This window comes from Enterococcus sp. AZ167, assembly GCF_051714025.1.
Taxonomy (GTDB): domain Bacteria; phylum Bacillota; class Bacilli; order Lactobacillales; family Enterococcaceae; genus Enterococcus_D; species Enterococcus_D casseliflavus.
On record NZ_JBIORB010000001.1, the window covers coordinates 667726 to 684414 of the forward strand.

Below are 16689 nucleotides of genomic sequence, written 5' to 3' on the forward strand. Positions count from 1 at the left end.
AAGAAATATGGACGTTCCCTGGAGTTATTCCGGAGACAATGGACCTGAACATTGGCACACTTTATGCGACTGGTATGCACAAGGCGCCGAATTTCCTTACCAATCCCCAATCGCTTTAATCCACGATGAGACCGAAGAACCCATCGATCAGGACTTGGCTTTTCACTATAAACGAGAGCGGTTCACGGAAAAAGAATTCAAAAATACGATTCACTTCGTTCCTTATAACAAAGAAAGCTATGTCACATTTAAAGGGATCAACTACTATTTGACGGATATTCATTTTCACATGCCGTCTGAACACATTATCGATGACGAGCAGCAAGAGTTAGAGTTTCACCTCGTTCATATGAATGATGACGGTGAAAACTTGGTGGTGGGTATCTTATTCAAACTGACGGATAAACTCAACTGGATCTGCAATCAGCAAGACGACAGCATCTGGGACTTTGAGAACCACACCCAATGGTTTGATCCGAGCATGTTCTTGCCAGAGCGCACCCACCATTTTCATTATGTTGGTTCCTTGACGACCCCACCAACGAAAGGGCCAATCAACTGGTTTGTCTTTGACTGGATTGGGGAGATGAGCCGTCGCTTCATTTTAGAATTCCGCGAAGAAGTATTAGAAAATAATAATCGCCCATTACAAGACCGCAAAGATCGGCCTATTTATTTCTATTGATTTATAAAAATGGTTCCTTTTACGTATTTTTTTTCGGACTTCTCTTCTGATTATCCTATAAAACCCGACGTAGTGGGAACCTTCAAGCAATACAATAGTTTAAAACGAACGGAAAAAAAGACGAAAATTCTCGTCTTTTTTTATTTTCATGGCCATCGAGCACAAAGGCTATGCTAAACTAATTAATAAGCAAGTTCTAAGCATTCGTTTTATTGTGAAATAAAACACAATTAATTCAATTGAAAAAGAGCAGACACGGTAAAGCTTTTTTAGCGAATTATTTTATAGTAAAAGAAAGGAAATTCATATGCATGCATGGGAGGCAATCCAAAAATCAATCGATTATATTGAAGACAATCTTACCGAGCCGTTAGAGATCGAAACGTTGGCGCAAGTTGCATCATTGTCCGTTTTTTATTATCAGCGCTTATTCACTCGTTTGGTTAAAATTTCTGTTAGGGAATATATAAAACTGCGTCGTTTGGCAAGAGGTGCGCTTTTATTGAAAAACCAAAAGAAGCGAGTCATTGATGTCGCTTTTGAAGTCGGCTTTAGCAGTCATGCCGTTTTTTCAAGAACGTTTAAAACGGTCTATAGAATTTCACCCTCGCTTTATCAGAAAAAGCCCATTGGCTTACAAAACTTTGATAAGCCAGATCTTTCATTAGGCTATATTGTGACGGAAGAGGGTATCCCATTGATCAGTGAAGGGGTTGTTTTAGAAATCCAGAAAAAAAGCAATCCGCATCCGCTGGTCTTCTATGGGATCGTCGGTTACTACCCATTCAACTATGGGAAAATGCTAGGGCAACGGACAGGGATCGACCCGATTGAAGAAATTTGGCATGAATTTCTTCAAAAGATTGCCAATCAACCGGGAAATGCCAACTACCAGATCGGTGTTTCGTTTCCAGGAGATGCGCCAGAAGGCTATTCGAGTTACTTTGTTGGCCAAGTAGGTGATGACTCACAGGGATCGACCTTCAGTGAATGGACGCTACCAGCTCGGGATTACGTTGTTTGCAGTTTTGATACGATTTCAGAATAAACTTAGAAACAGCTAGGACTGTTTTAATCTCAAAATTCCCTCATCAGGTGTCACAAAAAGTGTTTTTTGATTCTCATAAATGACGAATCCAGGCTTGGCACCATTCGGTTTCCGAATATGTTTGACTTGCACGTAGTCCACCGGTACTTGGGCAGATTGACGATATTTTGAGAAATATGCGGCAAGCTCTGCAGCTTCCATTAAGGTTGTCTCACTAGGATCATCCGAACGAATGATGACATGAGAGCCAGGAATATTTTTAGTATGCAGCCAGATATCACTCTTACGAGCTGTTTTTAAGGTCAATTGGTCATTTTGTAAATTGTTTTTTCCGACGAAAATTTCAGTTCCGTCTGAAGAAAGAAATCGTTCTGGTTGCGAAGGAGCAGCTTTTTTACGCTGTTTCGCCCGATTTTTGACATAGCCTTGTGCGATCAGTTCTTCCCGAATAACCGCCAGATCCATGGGAGAGGCGATTTCTAATTGGGCTAACACGGATTCGAGATACGCGATTTCTTCTTTCGTTTCGGCAATCTGCTGATGGATCAGTTTGACTGCATTTTTTAATTTCTGGTAACGTTGAAAATATTTCTGAGCATTTTGATTGGGAGAAAGAGCAGGATCGAGTTTGATCGTCAAAAGCCGATTCTCATCATAATAATTTTCCAAATCAACTGAAGCAGCACCACGAGGGACTTGATTCATAAAGGTCGTCAAAAGCTCACCTTTTTGACGGAATTCTTCGGCGTTTTCTGAATCGATCAACGTTTGTTGGCGTTTCTTTAACTTCAATTGGTTCCGTTTCAGTTCATTCTCAATCTTCTTTAGTAATTCGCCACCTTGTTGTTTGACCCGATCTCTTTCCGCCTTGTCGTGATAAAAAGCATCTAAAAGCTCGCTCAGACTCTGATAATGGGTGACAGTGGTGGTCGCATCGATCAATGATGGATAGGGAATTGGTGTAAAATATTCCTTTTTCTCTGACTGGAGATAACTTGGTACTAGCTCCTGGGTAAGCTCTGTAAAGAAAGCTTCCCACTGACGCAGTTTTTCATTGGGATTGGCATTGATTCGAGCGATCAATTCTTCTGCTGTATCGCGGCCTAAGCCTTGGAATCGTTGTTGAAGTTCTTTTGCCGTCAATGGATCAAGAGTAGATAATTCTTCAAAAATTTTGGTGCGAGAGGCTGTGAAAGGATTAAGCGTCGATTGCTTTGGTGGTGCAACATAGACAGCACCTGGCAATAAGGTACGATACGTATTTTGTGAATGACCAATGTGTTTGATCGTATCGACGATTCTTCCGCTCGTCTTATTCATTAATAAAATCGTACTGTGACGGCCCATTAGTTCGACGATCAAGACGAGGGCTTGCAAATCACCTAATTCATCTCGTCGCGTGAAATGAAAATGGATCACACGGTCATTGTCGATTTGTTCGATTGATTCTAAGATCGCCCCTTCTAAATATTTCCGTAGCATCATCAAGAAATTCGGTGGGGTTTCTGGATTGCTATAGGCGATCGTTGTGCATTGTACACGAGCATAGGTGGGGTGTGCCGATAGCAAAAGTTTGTGATTTTTCCCTTGGGAACGAATCACAAATACGACCTCATTTTCATAAGGTTGATGAATTTTGTTTACACGTCCACTGGTTAATTGATTTTGTAATTCTTGGACCATTAAATGGGTAAAGACACCATCAAAAGACATATTGTTTCCCTCTTTTCTTTTAAGGATAGTTTGACTGAGGGATTGATCCTTCCAATGTCAAATATTCCTATCTATTATACCGAAGAATCCAAAGAAAAGCCATGGCAGCTAGCTTTCCTTTTTCTTGGTAGGTTGGTGATCGGTGGTTTGCAGTGCACGCTCGATTTCCTTATTCAAGAAATAAGAGATGACTGTCCGAATAATAACGACGGCAGCTAGACGTACGATGTCTTCGAAAGTAGGGTGGATGATCGTCTCAATAATATCTGCTGCAATCAAGATCTCCAGACCTAATAAAACATAACTCCCTAAATAATTGCGGATAAAATTATTCTCTCTGGCTGCCACCAATCGATCCTTTTCTGTTAATTCGTAGCGCACAAAGTCAATGCCTGCGATCAATACACCCCAAACGATGACAAAAATGGAGAGAAAGTTCAAACAGACAACGATGAAATCGAAGATTGGATTGGCTCCAGACATCAATGAATCAGCTAGATTATGCATAATGACTCCTTTACCGTTTTCTTTTATCTTACCGAATTATCGAAGAAATGTGAAGTTTCTTGACGTTCTAGGAGGGAATTGATAGTATGAATTAATAGTAGGATTTTTAAAAAAGGTGGGCAAATTATGGAACAAGTTAGGAACTTTGTTCATTACACGAAAGAAAAAATAGTTGAAAGCTGGCAAGCTTTTTTAGATGATCTTTATCGAGATCAGAAAAAAACGATTTTCACGCTGATCGGGGGAATTCTTTTCGCACTGGTCTTCGCAGGTTTGATCGTCTTTTCTCAAAATCGTATCAATGCTTCTTTAGTGGATCGGATCGCTTTTGACAAGCTGCCGTCAGAAAAAGTACAGCCATTGCCTTATCTGACTGCAGACAAGACGATTCGTGAAACACGAGCGATCTCGGTGATGTTTAGTAAGCCCAACGGACCTCAACTCGATCAAGTATTTGATCTGATCCAAGCGCAAGAAGATGAGCTGAATCGGACATTTTTTTATTATCCAATCGTCTATGATGCGGCTTTTTTCTCCAATGAATACAGCGTTGATCCTGATAAAGTGACGTTTGTTTTTTATGAAGAAGGGGTTGAGAAAAATCGCTTTACCTTTGATTCATTTGAGCAGCCAACGACGGAATTCATCCCAGAATTGAATCGTTTACCGATGTGGACGATTCGTTCTTCTGCCAATGATCGATAAAAAAATCTGACAATTTGACAGAAAATTGTTGACGTTTTTTTATCAATAAGCTAAACTGAATTCAATCAAGAAAGAAAACAAGTTGAGAAGGAGGAACAATCATGAAACTATTTATTCCATTGCAAGTGAAATCATGGCAAAACTGGCGTAGATAGTTGTATTGATGGGACCTCATTCCATAGATACAACTTTTTAGAGAACCTTCTAAAGTGCTGTATCTATGCTGGTAGTTGAATTTATCGCCGCATAGGACAAGCTTCTATGCGGCTTTTGCTTACTTGCAATTGCCGTCACATAGGCAGTTGTTTTTTTTGTTCTCAAAAACCATAAAATGAAAAACACGAAAAACGTAAGCAGAAAAAGGAGAATGAAAAATGAAAAACAAGGGATTAATTGCATCGGTTGCCGTTATTTTATTATTTTTAGGAGCGACATTTGTCTATCAGTTAGGAATGAGAAGTGGGACCAATCAAGCTAGTGAGACTTCGGAACCAGTAGAAAAAGCTGAAAAAACAGTCGGGATCCTACAATTTGTCAGTCATGAAGCACTGGATGCGATCACCGAGGGGATCAAAGAAGGCCTTAAAGAATCAGGCTATACCGAAGGGGACAACTTGACGATCGAATTCCAGAACGGTCAAGCGGATCAAAGCAAATTGGCAACGATGAGTCAGCAGCTGCTAAATAAAGATGCCGACGTTTTGGTTGGGGTAGCAACACCCGCAGCACAAGCGTTGGCGAATGTCACTCAGGATGTACCGATCGTTTTAGGAGCGGTCACTGATCCAGTTGGGGCAAATCTGGTGGCAGATATGGATCAACCCGGCGGCAATATCACTGGTGTTTCCGATAAAGCACCAGTTGCTGCACAAATCAAACTAGCAAAAGATTTGCTGCCAGAGGCAAAAACAGTCGGTATTTTGTATTCTTCGACCGAAGACAATTCGAAATACCAAGTGGCAGAAGCAGAAGCTGCTGCCGAAGAAAATGGCTTGACCAGCAAATCGTATGCCGTTCCTTCAAGTAATGAAATTGCGCAAATGGTGCAAGTGATGGCACGGGAAGTCGATTTTATCTATATTCCGTTAGACAATACGATCGCAAATGCTATGCAGACCGTAGTTCAAGAAGCCAATAAATCAAAAACACCAATCATTACTTCCGTAGACACGATGGTGGAACAAGGCGGTTTGGCAACGGTCGGACAAGATCAATTTACGATAGGCGTGGAAACTGGGAAGATGGTGGCAGCAATTCTTGATGGGACAGCAGAACCTGCGACAACACCGATCTATACATTCAGCGATGGCGAAACGATCATCAATGAAACTCAGGCGCAGTTATTGGGCATCACTATCCCAGAAAACCTCAAAGACGAGGCGAAACTGATTACAACCACGCCAGAAAGCGAAGCAAGTGACGAGTAACAACCAAGAACAGCGACCACCTGCGATCATCGAGAGGGTCTTGAAAGAGAAAACTTGTAAGAATATGGAGGAAGAATGATGATTGTTTCAGCAATAGGGCAAGGACTACTTTGGGGAATCCTGGGATTAGGGATTTTTATGACCTATCGAATTTTAAATTTCCCGGATATGACGACGGAAGGGTCCTTTCCGTTAGGCGGTGCTGTCTGTGTGACAGCGATCACCCATGGGGTGTCGCCCGTCTTAGCGACTTGTTTAGGAGTATTGGCTGGGATGTGTGCGGGCTGTGTGACAGGACTTCTTTATACAAAAGGCAAAATTCCCGTGATTTTAGCTGGAATCTTGGTGATGTCTTCATTGAACTCGGTCATGCTGTTTGTGATGCGCTCACCCAACCTCTCTTTATTAAACCAACCGAAAATTCAAGATTTTTTTACTAGAATGAATTTACCGAATTATTATGATACGGTGATCATTGGATTGATCATGGTCTTGTTGATCGGGGGCGTCTTGGTTTACTTTTTCCATACAAATTTGGGTCAAGCTTACATCGCTACAGGTGATAATGAGCATATGGCAAAATCGATGGGGATCAATACCGATCGAATGAAAATCATTGGATTGATCGTCTCCAATGGCGTGATCGCACTCTCAGGCGCATTGATTGCGCAAAATGACGGCTATGCCGACATAAGCAAAGGTATCGGTGTGATCGTTATTGGACTGGCGTCAATCATCATTGGTGAAGTGTTATACGGGGAACTGACCTTGCTGGAACGTTTGATCGCTATTGTGATCGGCAGCATTATTTACCAATTATTGATCCTATTTGTGATCAAAGCTGGATTTGATACGACCTACTTGAAGATCTTCTCTGCAATCGTCTTGACGATCTGCTTGTTGATCCCTCAATTTAAACAAGCCTTGCATCTACGCACTGGTTTTGAAACGGAGGACGAATAATGTTAGCCTTAAAAAAAGCCTTTAAAGTTGTCGGCAACGGACCAAATGAGAAAAAAGTACTCTTGAATAAAATCGATCTTTCTTTAAAGCCAGGAGAATTTGTCACGGTCGTTGGAGGAAACGGCGCCGGCAAAAGCACGTTATTCAACTGCATCTCAGGCACCATGCCCTTGACGAGTGGGCAAGTGATGATCGATGATCAAAATGTGACTACACTTTCGGAAGAAAAACGCGCACGCTTTTTGGCGCGGGTTTTCCAAGATCCGAAAATGGGCACTGCTCCCCGTATGACAGTGGCAGAAAATCTGCTGTTAGCCCAAAAAAGAGGGCAAAAACGGTCACTTGGTCTTCGACAACTCCAAGGACAAAGGGAAATGTTCTTTGCGCTTTGTAAAGAAATCGGCAACGGGTTGGAAAATCATTTGGATACGCCAACGGGCAGTTTATCTGGTGGTCAACGACAGGCATTAAGTTTATTGATGGCAACGATCCAAACTCCAAAACTGTTGTTGCTAGATGAACATACGGCTGCGTTAGATCCAAAGACCTCCAAACAGCTGATGCAAATCACTGCAAAACGCGTGGAAGAACAAAACCTGACCTGTCTAATGATCACCCATCGGATGGAAGATGCATTAAAATACGGAGACCGCTTGATCCTGCTCAGAAAAGGGGAGATCGTCAAAGATCTTTCAGCAGAGGAAAAAGCGCAATTAAGCTTACCTGAACTATTATTGTTCTTTGAGGATGACTTATAAACCCTTGATAGAACAGTGTTTTCAAAAAAACAATCAAATAAATGAAAAAAATAAGAAAAAATCATTGACATCTTTCAAAGTTAAACCTATACTTAGGACAATCTTACATCAGTTTGGAGCGAACGACTATGCAAAAATTATTGCTAACGAACCCCACACAACTGAATAAATATTACTTTAGCTATTTTAGATAGGTTTGTATTCATGAAGGCATGGGTACAAACGCTAAGTTTGTATCTATGATGGCTAGAGCATTTCGTAATGAATTCGCAGCCACGTAGATCGTAAAATCTATAGTGGCTATTTTTTATATTCACATATCGGCTCTGTCGTTATGTAATGTTTGAAGGTGTTCACTGTAGATTCTTAAATTTACGGTGGACATCTTTTTTTGTTGAAAGGAATGAACCAGATGAAACAAATGATAACCGGACACACACGGTTGGCGGCACTATTTGCCAAACCAGCCAAACACAGCATCTCTCCAGCGATGCACAATCTTTCTTTTGAAGAACAAGGGATCGACGCCGTGTATCTGGCCTTTGATGTTGAGCCGGACGATTTAGCCGCTAGTATCCAAAGCATCCGTCAGTTGGACCTCTTAGGTGTCAATTTATCGATGCCTCATAAAATGGCGGCAGTAGCGCTGATGGATGAATGTTCACCAGCAGCCGAGTTGATCGGCGCAATCAATACGATCGTCAATCAAGAAGGTCGCTTGATTGGGCACAATACAGACGGCATCGGCTTTATGCGAGCTCTTGAGGACATTCAAGTATCCATCATTGGCGACACCATGACGGTGATTGGAGCTGGCGGAGCGGCGACAGCGATCATTAGCCAAGCCGCACTAGACGGCGTCAAAACGATCCATGTCTTTAACCGCAAGGATGAGTTTTATCCAATCATCCAAGAAAAATTAACACAGATTGCACAAAAAACAGCTTGTGAAATTACCTTAACCGACTTAGAAGATCAGATGGCTTTAAAAACAGCCATCGATCAAAGCAGCTTATTGGTAAATGCCACGGGCGTGGGAATGAAACCAAATGATACCGTAAGTCCTCTGAAAGATAAAACACTCCTGCGGGAATCATTAGCTGTCTATGAAGTCATCTATAATCCAAGAGAAACGCAGCTTTTGAAAGATGCGAAAGCAGTCGGCGCCAAAACTGCAAACGGCTTAAGCATGCTACTCTATCAAGGTGCAGCCGCATTTGAACTTTGGACTGGCAAAGCGATGCCTGTTGAAAAAGTCAAAGCACTCATCGAATCCATGTGAAAAATAAAAAACAGAAAAAAACGAAAGTAGGAAGAAAAAATGATCGTAATTATGAAACCAGGCGCTACGCCAGAACAAGTTGAAGTTGTTGTAACAAGAATCAAAAAAGAAGGCTTAGATGTTCAAGTCAACCAAGGAAAAGAACAGGTCGTTATCGGCTTAAAAGGGGATACCCGCCGCATCCAAGATGTTGCTTTTCGCAGCTACGAGGGTGTCGAAGATGCCATTCGGATCTCAAACACCTACAAATTGACCTCTCGTGAGTTCCATCCGCAAGATACGGTTGTGGATGTAGATGGCGTGAAAATCGGTGACGGTAACTTTGTTACGATGGCTGGTCCATGTTCGATTGAAGGCTTAGACCAAATTCGTGAATGTGCCCGAATCGCTAAAGCTGGTGGTGCCCAAATCTTACGTGGTGGTGCCTTCAAACCCCGCACGTCGCCATACGCATTCCAAGGGCTGGAAGAAGAAGGGCTAAAATACATTCGTCAAGCAGCGGATGAAACGGGCATGAAAGTCATCACAGAAGTCATGGACGAAGGACATATCGATATGGTTGCGGAATACAGTGACATTTTGCAGATTGGTGCTCGGAACATGCAAAACTTCAAATTGCTAGCTGCCGTTGGGAAAACTGGGAAACCAATTGGCCTTAAACGAGGCATCTCTGGCACAATCGACGAATGGTTGAATGCAGCGGAATACATCGCTGTTCAAGATAAAAGTAAAGTGATTTTCATTGAACGTGGGATCCGAACTTACGAAACAGCAACCCGTAATACCTTTGATTTAAGCGCGGTACCAATCATCAAAAAACTGAGCCACTTCCCAATCATCGTTGATCCTAGTCATGGAACAGGTATCTGGGATCTCGTACCGCCTATGGCTAGAGCAGGTGTTGCTGCTGGCGCCGATGGGATGATCGTTGAGATCCATCCAGATCCAGCCAATGCTTGGTCTGATGGTCCTCAATCACTTAACGAAAAAACGTACATGAACATGATGAAAGAAGTCCATATCATGGAAAAAGCGATGAAAGAAATCAAAGCGTTGCAAGATTAAGCGTGAAGACAACCAATAAAAGAGGTGCAAAAATCAATGTTACACATTCATTTAGAAGAACATTCCTATGATATCCTCATCAAACGAGGGGCGTTTCAAAACGTCGGAACCTGGGTGCAACAGTTGTGGGACAAACAGCGTATTGCCGTCATTACAGACAGCAACGTCGCACCCCTGTATGGCGGACAGATCGTCGATTCCTTAACCGCTGTAGGGTATGAGGCAACACTGTTAATCGTACCAGCTGGCGAAAAAAGCAAATCACTAGAGCAAGCAGCTAATTTATATGATGGTCTTGCCCAACTCGGAATGACCAGAAGCGATGGGATCATTGCCCTTGGTGGCGGTGTGATCGGTGATCTCGGAGGATTTGTTGCTTCTACTTATATGCGCGGCATTGATTTCTTGCAGATTCCAACGACGTTATTGGCACAGGTCGATTCAAGTATCGGCGGAAAAACAGCTGTAAATACTGGCAGTGCCAAGAATCTCGTCGGGACATTTGCACAACCAGCCGGTGTGATGATCGATCCAGATTTACTTACAAGTTTGCCCCTCAAACGCGTCCAAGAAGGCATTGCTGAAATCATCAAGTCAGCCGCTATTGCAGATCCTGAGCTTTGGCAAACGTTAGCAGGTTTGAAAGATGAAGTCGATCTTTTGGCACATGCTGAGAAAGTAATCACTGCTTCTTTAAAGGTAAAACAAAAAGTAGTAGAAGAAGATCCTTTTGATCATGGCAGTCGTCTGACACTGAACTTCGGTCATACGATCGGGCATGGCTTAGAAAGAACAGCCGCGTTTGACACCAGTCATGGCGAAGGGGTTGCAATGGGGATGATCATGATCACCCGTCATGCAGAAGCCATCGGATTAACACCAAAAGGTACGACCCAGCAGCTTACAGAAATGGTTGAGAAGTTTCATTTGCCGATCACACCAAGTGAAATAGATAAAGAGCAATTATACCAAGCAATCACTCATGATAAAAAAGCCCGCGGGCAACAATTGAAGATTATTCTATTAGAAGCGATCGGACAGGCGAAAATCGTGACGATCCCGACTGAAAAAATCAAAGACTACCTATTATAAGAAAGGAAGGTAACGGATCATGCGTTATATTACAGCAGGCGAATCACATGGACCAGAGTTAACCGCCATTATCGAAGGTTTACCGGCAGGATTGCCATTAACAGCAGAAGACATTAATTTTGAATTAGCGAGACGACAAACCGGCTATGGCCGTGGGGGACGGATGCTGATTGAAAAAGACCAAGTCCGTATCACTTCGGGTATCCGTCATGGAAAAACACTAGGCTCTCCTGTGACTTTAGTGGTTGAGAACAAAGATTGGAAAAACTGGACCAAGGTCATGGCGATCGAAGAGGTACCAGAAAAAGACCGCAAACTACGACGAGTGGCACGACCAAGACCTGGTCATGCTGACTTAGTCGGTGGCATGAAATACCATCATCAAGATTTACGAAACGTTTTGGAACGCTCATCTGCTCGTGAAACGACCATGCGGGTAGCCATCGGAGCAATCGCGAAGAAAATTTTAAAGGAGCTTGGCATCGATGTGGCGGGTCATGTAACAATGTTAGGCGGCATCAAAGCGGAAATTCCTGAAGGGTTGACCGTCAAAGAAATCGCAGAACGCTCTGAAGCTTCAGAAGTAAGGGTGTTAGATCCGTCAGTCGAAGAAGAAATCAAGCAGCTGATCGATCAAACGAAGAAAAATGGCGATACGATCGGCGGTGTAGTGGAAGTACTTGTTGGCGGCGTTCCTGCTGGTTTAGGCAGTTACGTGCAATGGGACAAAAAACTTGATGCGAAAATCGCCCAAGCCGTGGTCAGCATCAATGCCTTTAAAGGTGCTGAGTTCGGCGTTGGCTTTGAGGCTGGTGTTTTGCCAGGTTCCAAAGTCATGGATGAGATTTTATGGGACGAACAACGAGGCTATACCCGTCGCAGCAACAACCTTGGCGGGTTTGAAGGCGGCATGACGAACGGTGAACCAATCGTGGTTCGTGGTGTTATGAAGCCGATCCCGACCTTGTACAAGCCGTTGCAAAGTGTGGATATCGACAGCAAAGAACCGTATAAAGCAAGCGTCGAACGCTCAGATAGCACCGCTGTACCAGCAGCCAGCGTTGTTTGTGAGAGTGTGGTGGCGACAGTGGTGGCCAATGAACTATTAGAAAAGTTCCCAAGTGATTCATTCGCAGAATTGACCGCATCTGTTCAGGCGTATCGAGAATACTTGTTAACCTACTGATTAAAGAACCAGCAAAAATTCCAGTAGAAATGAGGATTCTTTTCATGAACCAAAATATCTTTGTCGCCGGTCTAGGATTGATCGGCGCTTCCTTAGCAAAATGTATCAAAAAGGCACATCCGCAAGTGCATTTGATGGGCTGGGATTGTCAGGAAACCAATGAGATCGCATTAGCAACAAGTTTAGTAGACGAAGTGCCCCCTTCATTTTCAGAAGGTGCTGTCCGTGCCGACGTGATTTTGTTGGCATTGCCGGTAGAGATCACCAAAAAATATCTTGCCGAACTGGGGGCACTTTCATTAAAGCCTTCGGTGCTAGTAACAGACACCGGCAGTACCAAAGCGGAAATCACCCAATTCGCCGAGTCCTTTTCCTTTGATTTTATTGGGGGCCATCCGATGGCTGGCTCTCATAAATCAGGGATCACAGCAGCCGATGAGAACCTTTTCGAGAATGCTTACTATATCTTCACACCGACGAAAAGTCAGCGGATGGAAGAGCTGCAAGAGCTTTTTCGCGGCACCAGAGCCAAATATGTGGCGCTTGCGCCAAAAGAGCATGATCAAATCACAGGGATGTTGAGCCATTTGCCCCATATTATTGCTTCTGGATTAGTCAATCAGGCAGACGCTTTCAACCAAGCCCACCCCAGAGCGCAACAACTTGCAGCAGGCGGTTTTCGCGATATCACTCGCATCGCTTCTTCAGATCCTCGCATGTGGACCGATATCTTATTGAGTAATCGACAGGAACTGCTGCAGCTGATCGATGAGTGGCAAAAACAAATGACGACCATGGCTCACTGGTTGCAGGAAAAAGACGAACGGGCGATCTTTCGGTTCTTTGAATCCGCGAAGGAAACACGGGATCAATTGCCGGTTCATCAAAATGGCGCGATCCCGGCATTCTATGATCTATTCATCGATGTACCGGATCATCCCGGTGTTGTCGCTGAAGTGACGGGGCTATTGAGCGAGCATCAGCTCTCTTTGATCAACTTAAAAATTCTTGAAACTCGAGAAGACATCATTGGTGTTTTACAGATTTCATTCAAAACGCAAAATGATTTGCTGCAAGCAGAGCAGCTGATCCAAAACAAGACGACCTATTCGTGTCGAAAAAAATAGGAGGCTGGGATGAAACTAAAAAAAGCAACACATTTAAAAGGGACGATAGCGGTCCCTGCTGACAAATCGATCTCACATCGCAGTATCATGTTCGGGGCGTTAGCTGAAGGAACAACGACTGTCCGAAATTTCTTACGTGGAGAAGACTGCTATAGCACCCTTCATGCATTTCAATCATTAGGGGTTCCGATCCATGATGACGGTCAGACGATCACGATTGAAGGACAGGGCTTTAATGGTCTTAAGCCTGCTGACGAACCAATCGATATCGGTAATTCTGGCACAACGATTCGTCTAATGATGGGGATTTTGGCTGGACAGCCATTTACAACTACCTTATTCGGTGATGACTCATTGAATAGACGACCAATGAATCGCGTGATGCTGCCATTAAGAGAAATGGGTGCCAATGTGAGAGGGCATGAACAGACGGAGTTCCCACCGATCACCATCAATGGCACGGCTTCATTACATCCCATCAATTATCAGATGCCCGTAGCAAGTGCTCAAGTAAAATCAGCGCTGATTTTTGCGGCACTACAAGCACAAGGTACATCTACGATCATTGAAAAAGAAACAAGCCGCAACCACACCGAAGAAATGATCCGTCAATTCGGTGGTGTCATCACAACACAAGGCAAAACAATCACTGTGACGGGACCTCAAACACTCCAAGGACAAGAAGTAGTTGTTCCCGGTGATATTTCCTCCGCTGCCTTTTTCTTAACAGCCGGCGCGATTATGCCAGAAAGTGAGATCGTTTTAAAAAATGTCGGGATCAACCCCACTCGTACAGGAATTCTTGACGTGCTAGAGGAGATGGGTGCTTCGATTGCTTTTTCTAATCAAGACGATCAGAATCAATCAGCTGACCTTACCGTTCAAAGTTCTACCTTGCAGGCAGTAACCATCGCTGGCGATATTATCCCACGCTTGATCGATGAATTGCCGATCATTGCGTTGTTAGCCACGCAGGCGCATGGCAAAACGGTGATCAAAGATGCGGAAGAACTAAAAGTAAAAGAAACTAACCGAATTGATGCAACTGCCGAAGAGTTGACAAAACTAGGAGCGGACATCACTCCCACCGAGGACGGGTTGATCATCAACGGTCCAACCCCTTTGCATGGCGGACGTGTGTCAAGTCGGGGGGACCATCGTATCGGCATGATGCTGCAAATTGCCGCCTTATTGACAGATGAAGAGGTAGAATTAGAAAAAGCCGAAGCCGTAGCAGTTTCTTATCCTGATTTTTTTGAGGATGTTGCACGTTTGGCTAAAGGAGGAAACAGCGAGTGAAAAAAGTGGTATTAATTGGCTTTATGGGTGCTGGAAAAACCACGATTGGTCGTCTTTTGGCTGAAGAAACGAAACAGTCTCATGTGGATTTTGATGACTTGATCGTTGCTGAGATCGGCATGACCATTCAAGACTTTTTCGATCAACACGGTGAGGAAGCCTTTCGCAAAATCGAAACGGATATTTTAGCTAAAACTTTGGTAAAGGAACAAATTATTTCCACTGGTGGGGGCATCGTGTTAAAAGAAGAAAATCGTCAACTTTTAAAAGAGATGCCGCTCGTCGTGTATTTAAAAACAGATCCCGAGGAACTGATCCATCGCTTAAAGGCGGATACTGGCAGCATTCGTCCCTTAGTCGTCTCAAAATCACCAGAAGAAATATTGGCTGTTTACCGTCCTCGGATCCCTCTTTATGAAGAAACTGCTTCATTGATCGTTGAAACGACGAACAAAACACCAGAAGAAATCGTACAGGAAATTTTGATCAAAGCAGGTGCATAAAATGAAGATTGGTTATTTAGGACCGAAAAGTTCCTTTACGCATTTAGCTGCGCAAGAAGCGTATCCAGAAAATGCCTGTATCCCTTATGGATCGATTCCACTTTGTATTCAAGCGCTAGCTAACGGCGTGATCGATCGCGCGGTCGTTCCGAACGAGAACTCATTAGAAGGGTCCGTTCATGCCACTATTGATACACTGTTTCGTCAAAATCAATTGAGCATCGAACAGGAAATTATTTTACCGATCAATCATCAATTGTTAGTTTCTCAGCAAACAGCAAAAGACAACCGTCCTATCACTAAGATAATTTCTCATCCGCAAGCCTTGGCGCAATGTGCCGACTTCATCGAAGCCCGATTTGCTGGAGCTACTGTTGAGGCGGTTGCTTCCACAACGACTGCAGCAGCCTACGTAGCAAAACATCCAGAAGAAGCAGTTGCGGCGATTGCTTCCAAAGAAGCCGCTTTGGCTTATCAGTTAACGATCAAAGAAACCAATATTCAAGATGTTGCCTTTAATCAAACCCGTTTTTGGGCTTTGACGAAGAAAGCAGCAAACACCCAATTACCAGAGCAGACCATCGAGAAAGCAACGATTTTTGTGACGCTGCCAGCAAATCGTCCGGGAATCTTGCACAAAATCTTAGCAACCTTTGGCTGGCGAGAAATTGATTTAAGCAAAATTGAATCGCGACCGTCAAAAACCACCTTAGGGGAATACTTTTTCGTGATCGATCTAGTGATGGACAAACCGTGGCAACTGATTGTAAATGCCTTTGAAGAGATTCAGTTGTTGGGTGGACACGTCCATCTTCTCGGCGTGTATTCGGTAAATGTTGTTGAGGAAGTGACAAAAAATGACTCAAGTCAAAATAAAAATTAGCCAAGATGAAACACTTTTAGCAACGTTTCATAAAGAGATCCAAACACAGCACCATCAATGGTACCCAACGATTTTTAAGCCCTTTGATCAGCCAAGATTTGAACAAGCAATCACACAGCAGCTGCAAGAGCCAAGCCACCACTTTTTTATCGCTTGGTTGGCGGAACAGCCTTGTGGCTTTGTGCATCTTCAAGAGGTCTGTTTGCCACAAAATGCGATGATGCATGAACGAAAGTGGCTGGAAATTGCAGCGATCGCTGTTGACCCTCGGTACCAAGGGATGCATATTGGGAAACAATTGTTGGCATTTGCTGAAAACGTTGCGCTGGAAAAAGGCTTCGATGATCTCTCACTAAACTTTTGGTCGGCAAATCAAGTGAAATCATTTTATGAGCAAGCAGGATTTGTGAGCACACGACAAGGAGCATCAAAGCATCTAAGGTAGA

17 protein-coding genes are annotated in these 16689 nt (G+C 43.5%); 15 read left to right on the top strand and 2 right to left on the bottom strand.

Going from position 1 to position 16689, the window contains the following annotated elements:
* Positions 1–7 precede the first annotated feature (7 nt).
* Together IGJ05_RS03125 and IGJ05_RS03130 are read left to right on the top strand one after the other, a co-directional pair.
* Positions 8–685: a carbonic anhydrase family protein gene (locus tag IGJ05_RS03125; protein ID WP_034695625.1), complete on the top strand. Its 678-nt coding sequence runs from the start codon at positions 8–10 to the stop codon at positions 683–685.
* Positions 686–992: 307 nt separating this feature from the next.
* A complete protein-coding gene (locus IGJ05_RS03130) occupies positions 993–1733 on the top strand; it encodes a helix-turn-helix domain-containing protein (protein ID WP_010748367.1) in 741 nt (246 codons plus the stop codon).
* A gap of 12 nt (positions 1734–1745) precedes the next feature.
* Here IGJ05_RS03130 and efbA read toward each other — a convergent pair whose 3' ends face one another.
* Both efbA and IGJ05_RS03140 read right to left on the bottom strand, forming a co-directional pair.
* Positions 1746–3446 carry a fibronectin-binding protein EfbA gene (gene efbA, locus IGJ05_RS03135; protein ID WP_010748366.1) on the bottom strand — a complete coding sequence of 567 codons (1701 nt, stop codon included), beginning with the start codon at positions 3444–3446 and terminating at the stop codon, positions 1746–1748.
* A 108-nt stretch (positions 3447–3554) separates the two neighbouring features.
* Positions 3555–3953, bottom strand: a complete 399-nt coding sequence (locus IGJ05_RS03140; protein WP_010748365.1) for a DUF1622 domain-containing protein — start codon at positions 3951–3953, stop codon at positions 3555–3557.
* A 126-nt stretch (positions 3954–4079) separates the two neighbouring features.
* Between IGJ05_RS03140 and IGJ05_RS03145 the strand changes: the two genes are divergently transcribed.
* The 13 genes from IGJ05_RS03145 to IGJ05_RS03205 all read left to right on the top strand — a co-directional run bounded on the left by IGJ05_RS03145 (position 4080) and on the right by IGJ05_RS03205 (position 16688).
* Positions 4080–4658, top strand: a complete 579-nt coding sequence (locus IGJ05_RS03145; RefSeq protein WP_010748364.1) for a hypothetical protein — start codon at positions 4080–4082, stop codon at positions 4656–4658.
* 374 nt (positions 4659–5032) lie between these two features.
* Positions 5033–6085, top strand: coding sequence for a tryptophan ABC transporter substrate-binding protein (gene trpX, locus IGJ05_RS03150; RefSeq protein ID WP_010748363.1), 1053 nt, complete (start codon positions 5033–5035; stop codon positions 6083–6085).
* 78 nt (positions 6086–6163) lie between these two features.
* Entirely contained in the window at positions 6164–7048 is an 885-nt protein-coding gene (locus IGJ05_RS03155; protein WP_010748362.1) for an ABC transporter permease, read from the top strand.
* Positions 7048–7806 carry an ABC transporter ATP-binding protein gene (locus IGJ05_RS03160; RefSeq protein ID WP_005226102.1) on the top strand — a complete coding sequence of 253 codons (759 nt, stop codon included), beginning with the start codon at positions 7048–7050 and terminating at the stop codon, positions 7804–7806. The genes IGJ05_RS03155 and IGJ05_RS03160 overlap by 1 nt, the downstream gene beginning before the upstream one ends.
* Before the next feature lie 412 nt (positions 7807–8218).
* Positions 8219–9088, top strand: a complete 870-nt coding sequence (locus IGJ05_RS03165; RefSeq protein WP_010748361.1) for a shikimate dehydrogenase — start codon at positions 8219–8221, stop codon at positions 9086–9088.
* 39 nt (positions 9089–9127) lie between these two features.
* Complete coding sequence (gene aroF, locus IGJ05_RS03170; RefSeq protein ID WP_010748360.1) at positions 9128–10153, top strand: 3-deoxy-7-phosphoheptulonate synthase; 1026 nt, start codon at positions 9128–9130, stop codon at positions 10151–10153.
* 36 nt (positions 10154–10189) lie between these two features.
* Positions 10190–11245, top strand: coding sequence for a 3-dehydroquinate synthase (gene aroB, locus IGJ05_RS03175; RefSeq protein WP_438725015.1), 1056 nt, complete (start codon positions 10190–10192; stop codon positions 11243–11245).
* 19 nt (positions 11246–11264) lie between these two features.
* Positions 11265–12431 (top strand): chorismate synthase, encoded by a 1167-nt coding sequence (aroC, locus tag IGJ05_RS03180; protein WP_005226098.1) that lies wholly within the window; start codon positions 11265–11267, stop codon positions 12429–12431.
* Between the two features lie 44 nt (positions 12432–12475).
* Positions 12476–13558: a prephenate dehydrogenase gene (locus IGJ05_RS03185; protein ID WP_010748358.1), complete on the top strand. Its 1083-nt coding sequence runs from the start codon at positions 12476–12478 to the stop codon at positions 13556–13558.
* Between the two features lie 9 nt (positions 13559–13567).
* A complete protein-coding gene (gene aroA / locus IGJ05_RS03190; protein WP_005226096.1) occupies positions 13568–14857 on the top strand; it encodes a 3-phosphoshikimate 1-carboxyvinyltransferase in 1290 nt (429 codons plus the stop codon).
* Positions 14854–15360, top strand: a complete 507-nt coding sequence (locus IGJ05_RS03195; RefSeq protein WP_010748357.1) for a shikimate kinase — start codon at positions 14854–14856, stop codon at positions 15358–15360. The genes aroA and IGJ05_RS03195 overlap by 4 nt, the downstream gene beginning before the upstream one ends.
* Before the next feature lies 1 nt (position 15361).
* Positions 15362–16243: a prephenate dehydratase gene (pheA, locus tag IGJ05_RS03200; RefSeq protein ID WP_081116310.1), complete on the top strand. Its 882-nt coding sequence runs from the start codon at positions 15362–15364 to the stop codon at positions 16241–16243.
* Positions 16218–16688: a GNAT family N-acetyltransferase gene (locus IGJ05_RS03205; RefSeq protein ID WP_010748355.1), complete on the top strand. Its 471-nt coding sequence runs from the start codon at positions 16218–16220 to the stop codon at positions 16686–16688. Before pheA ends, IGJ05_RS03205 begins: the two co-directional genes overlap by 26 nt.
* Position 16689: the final 1 nt, after the last annotated feature.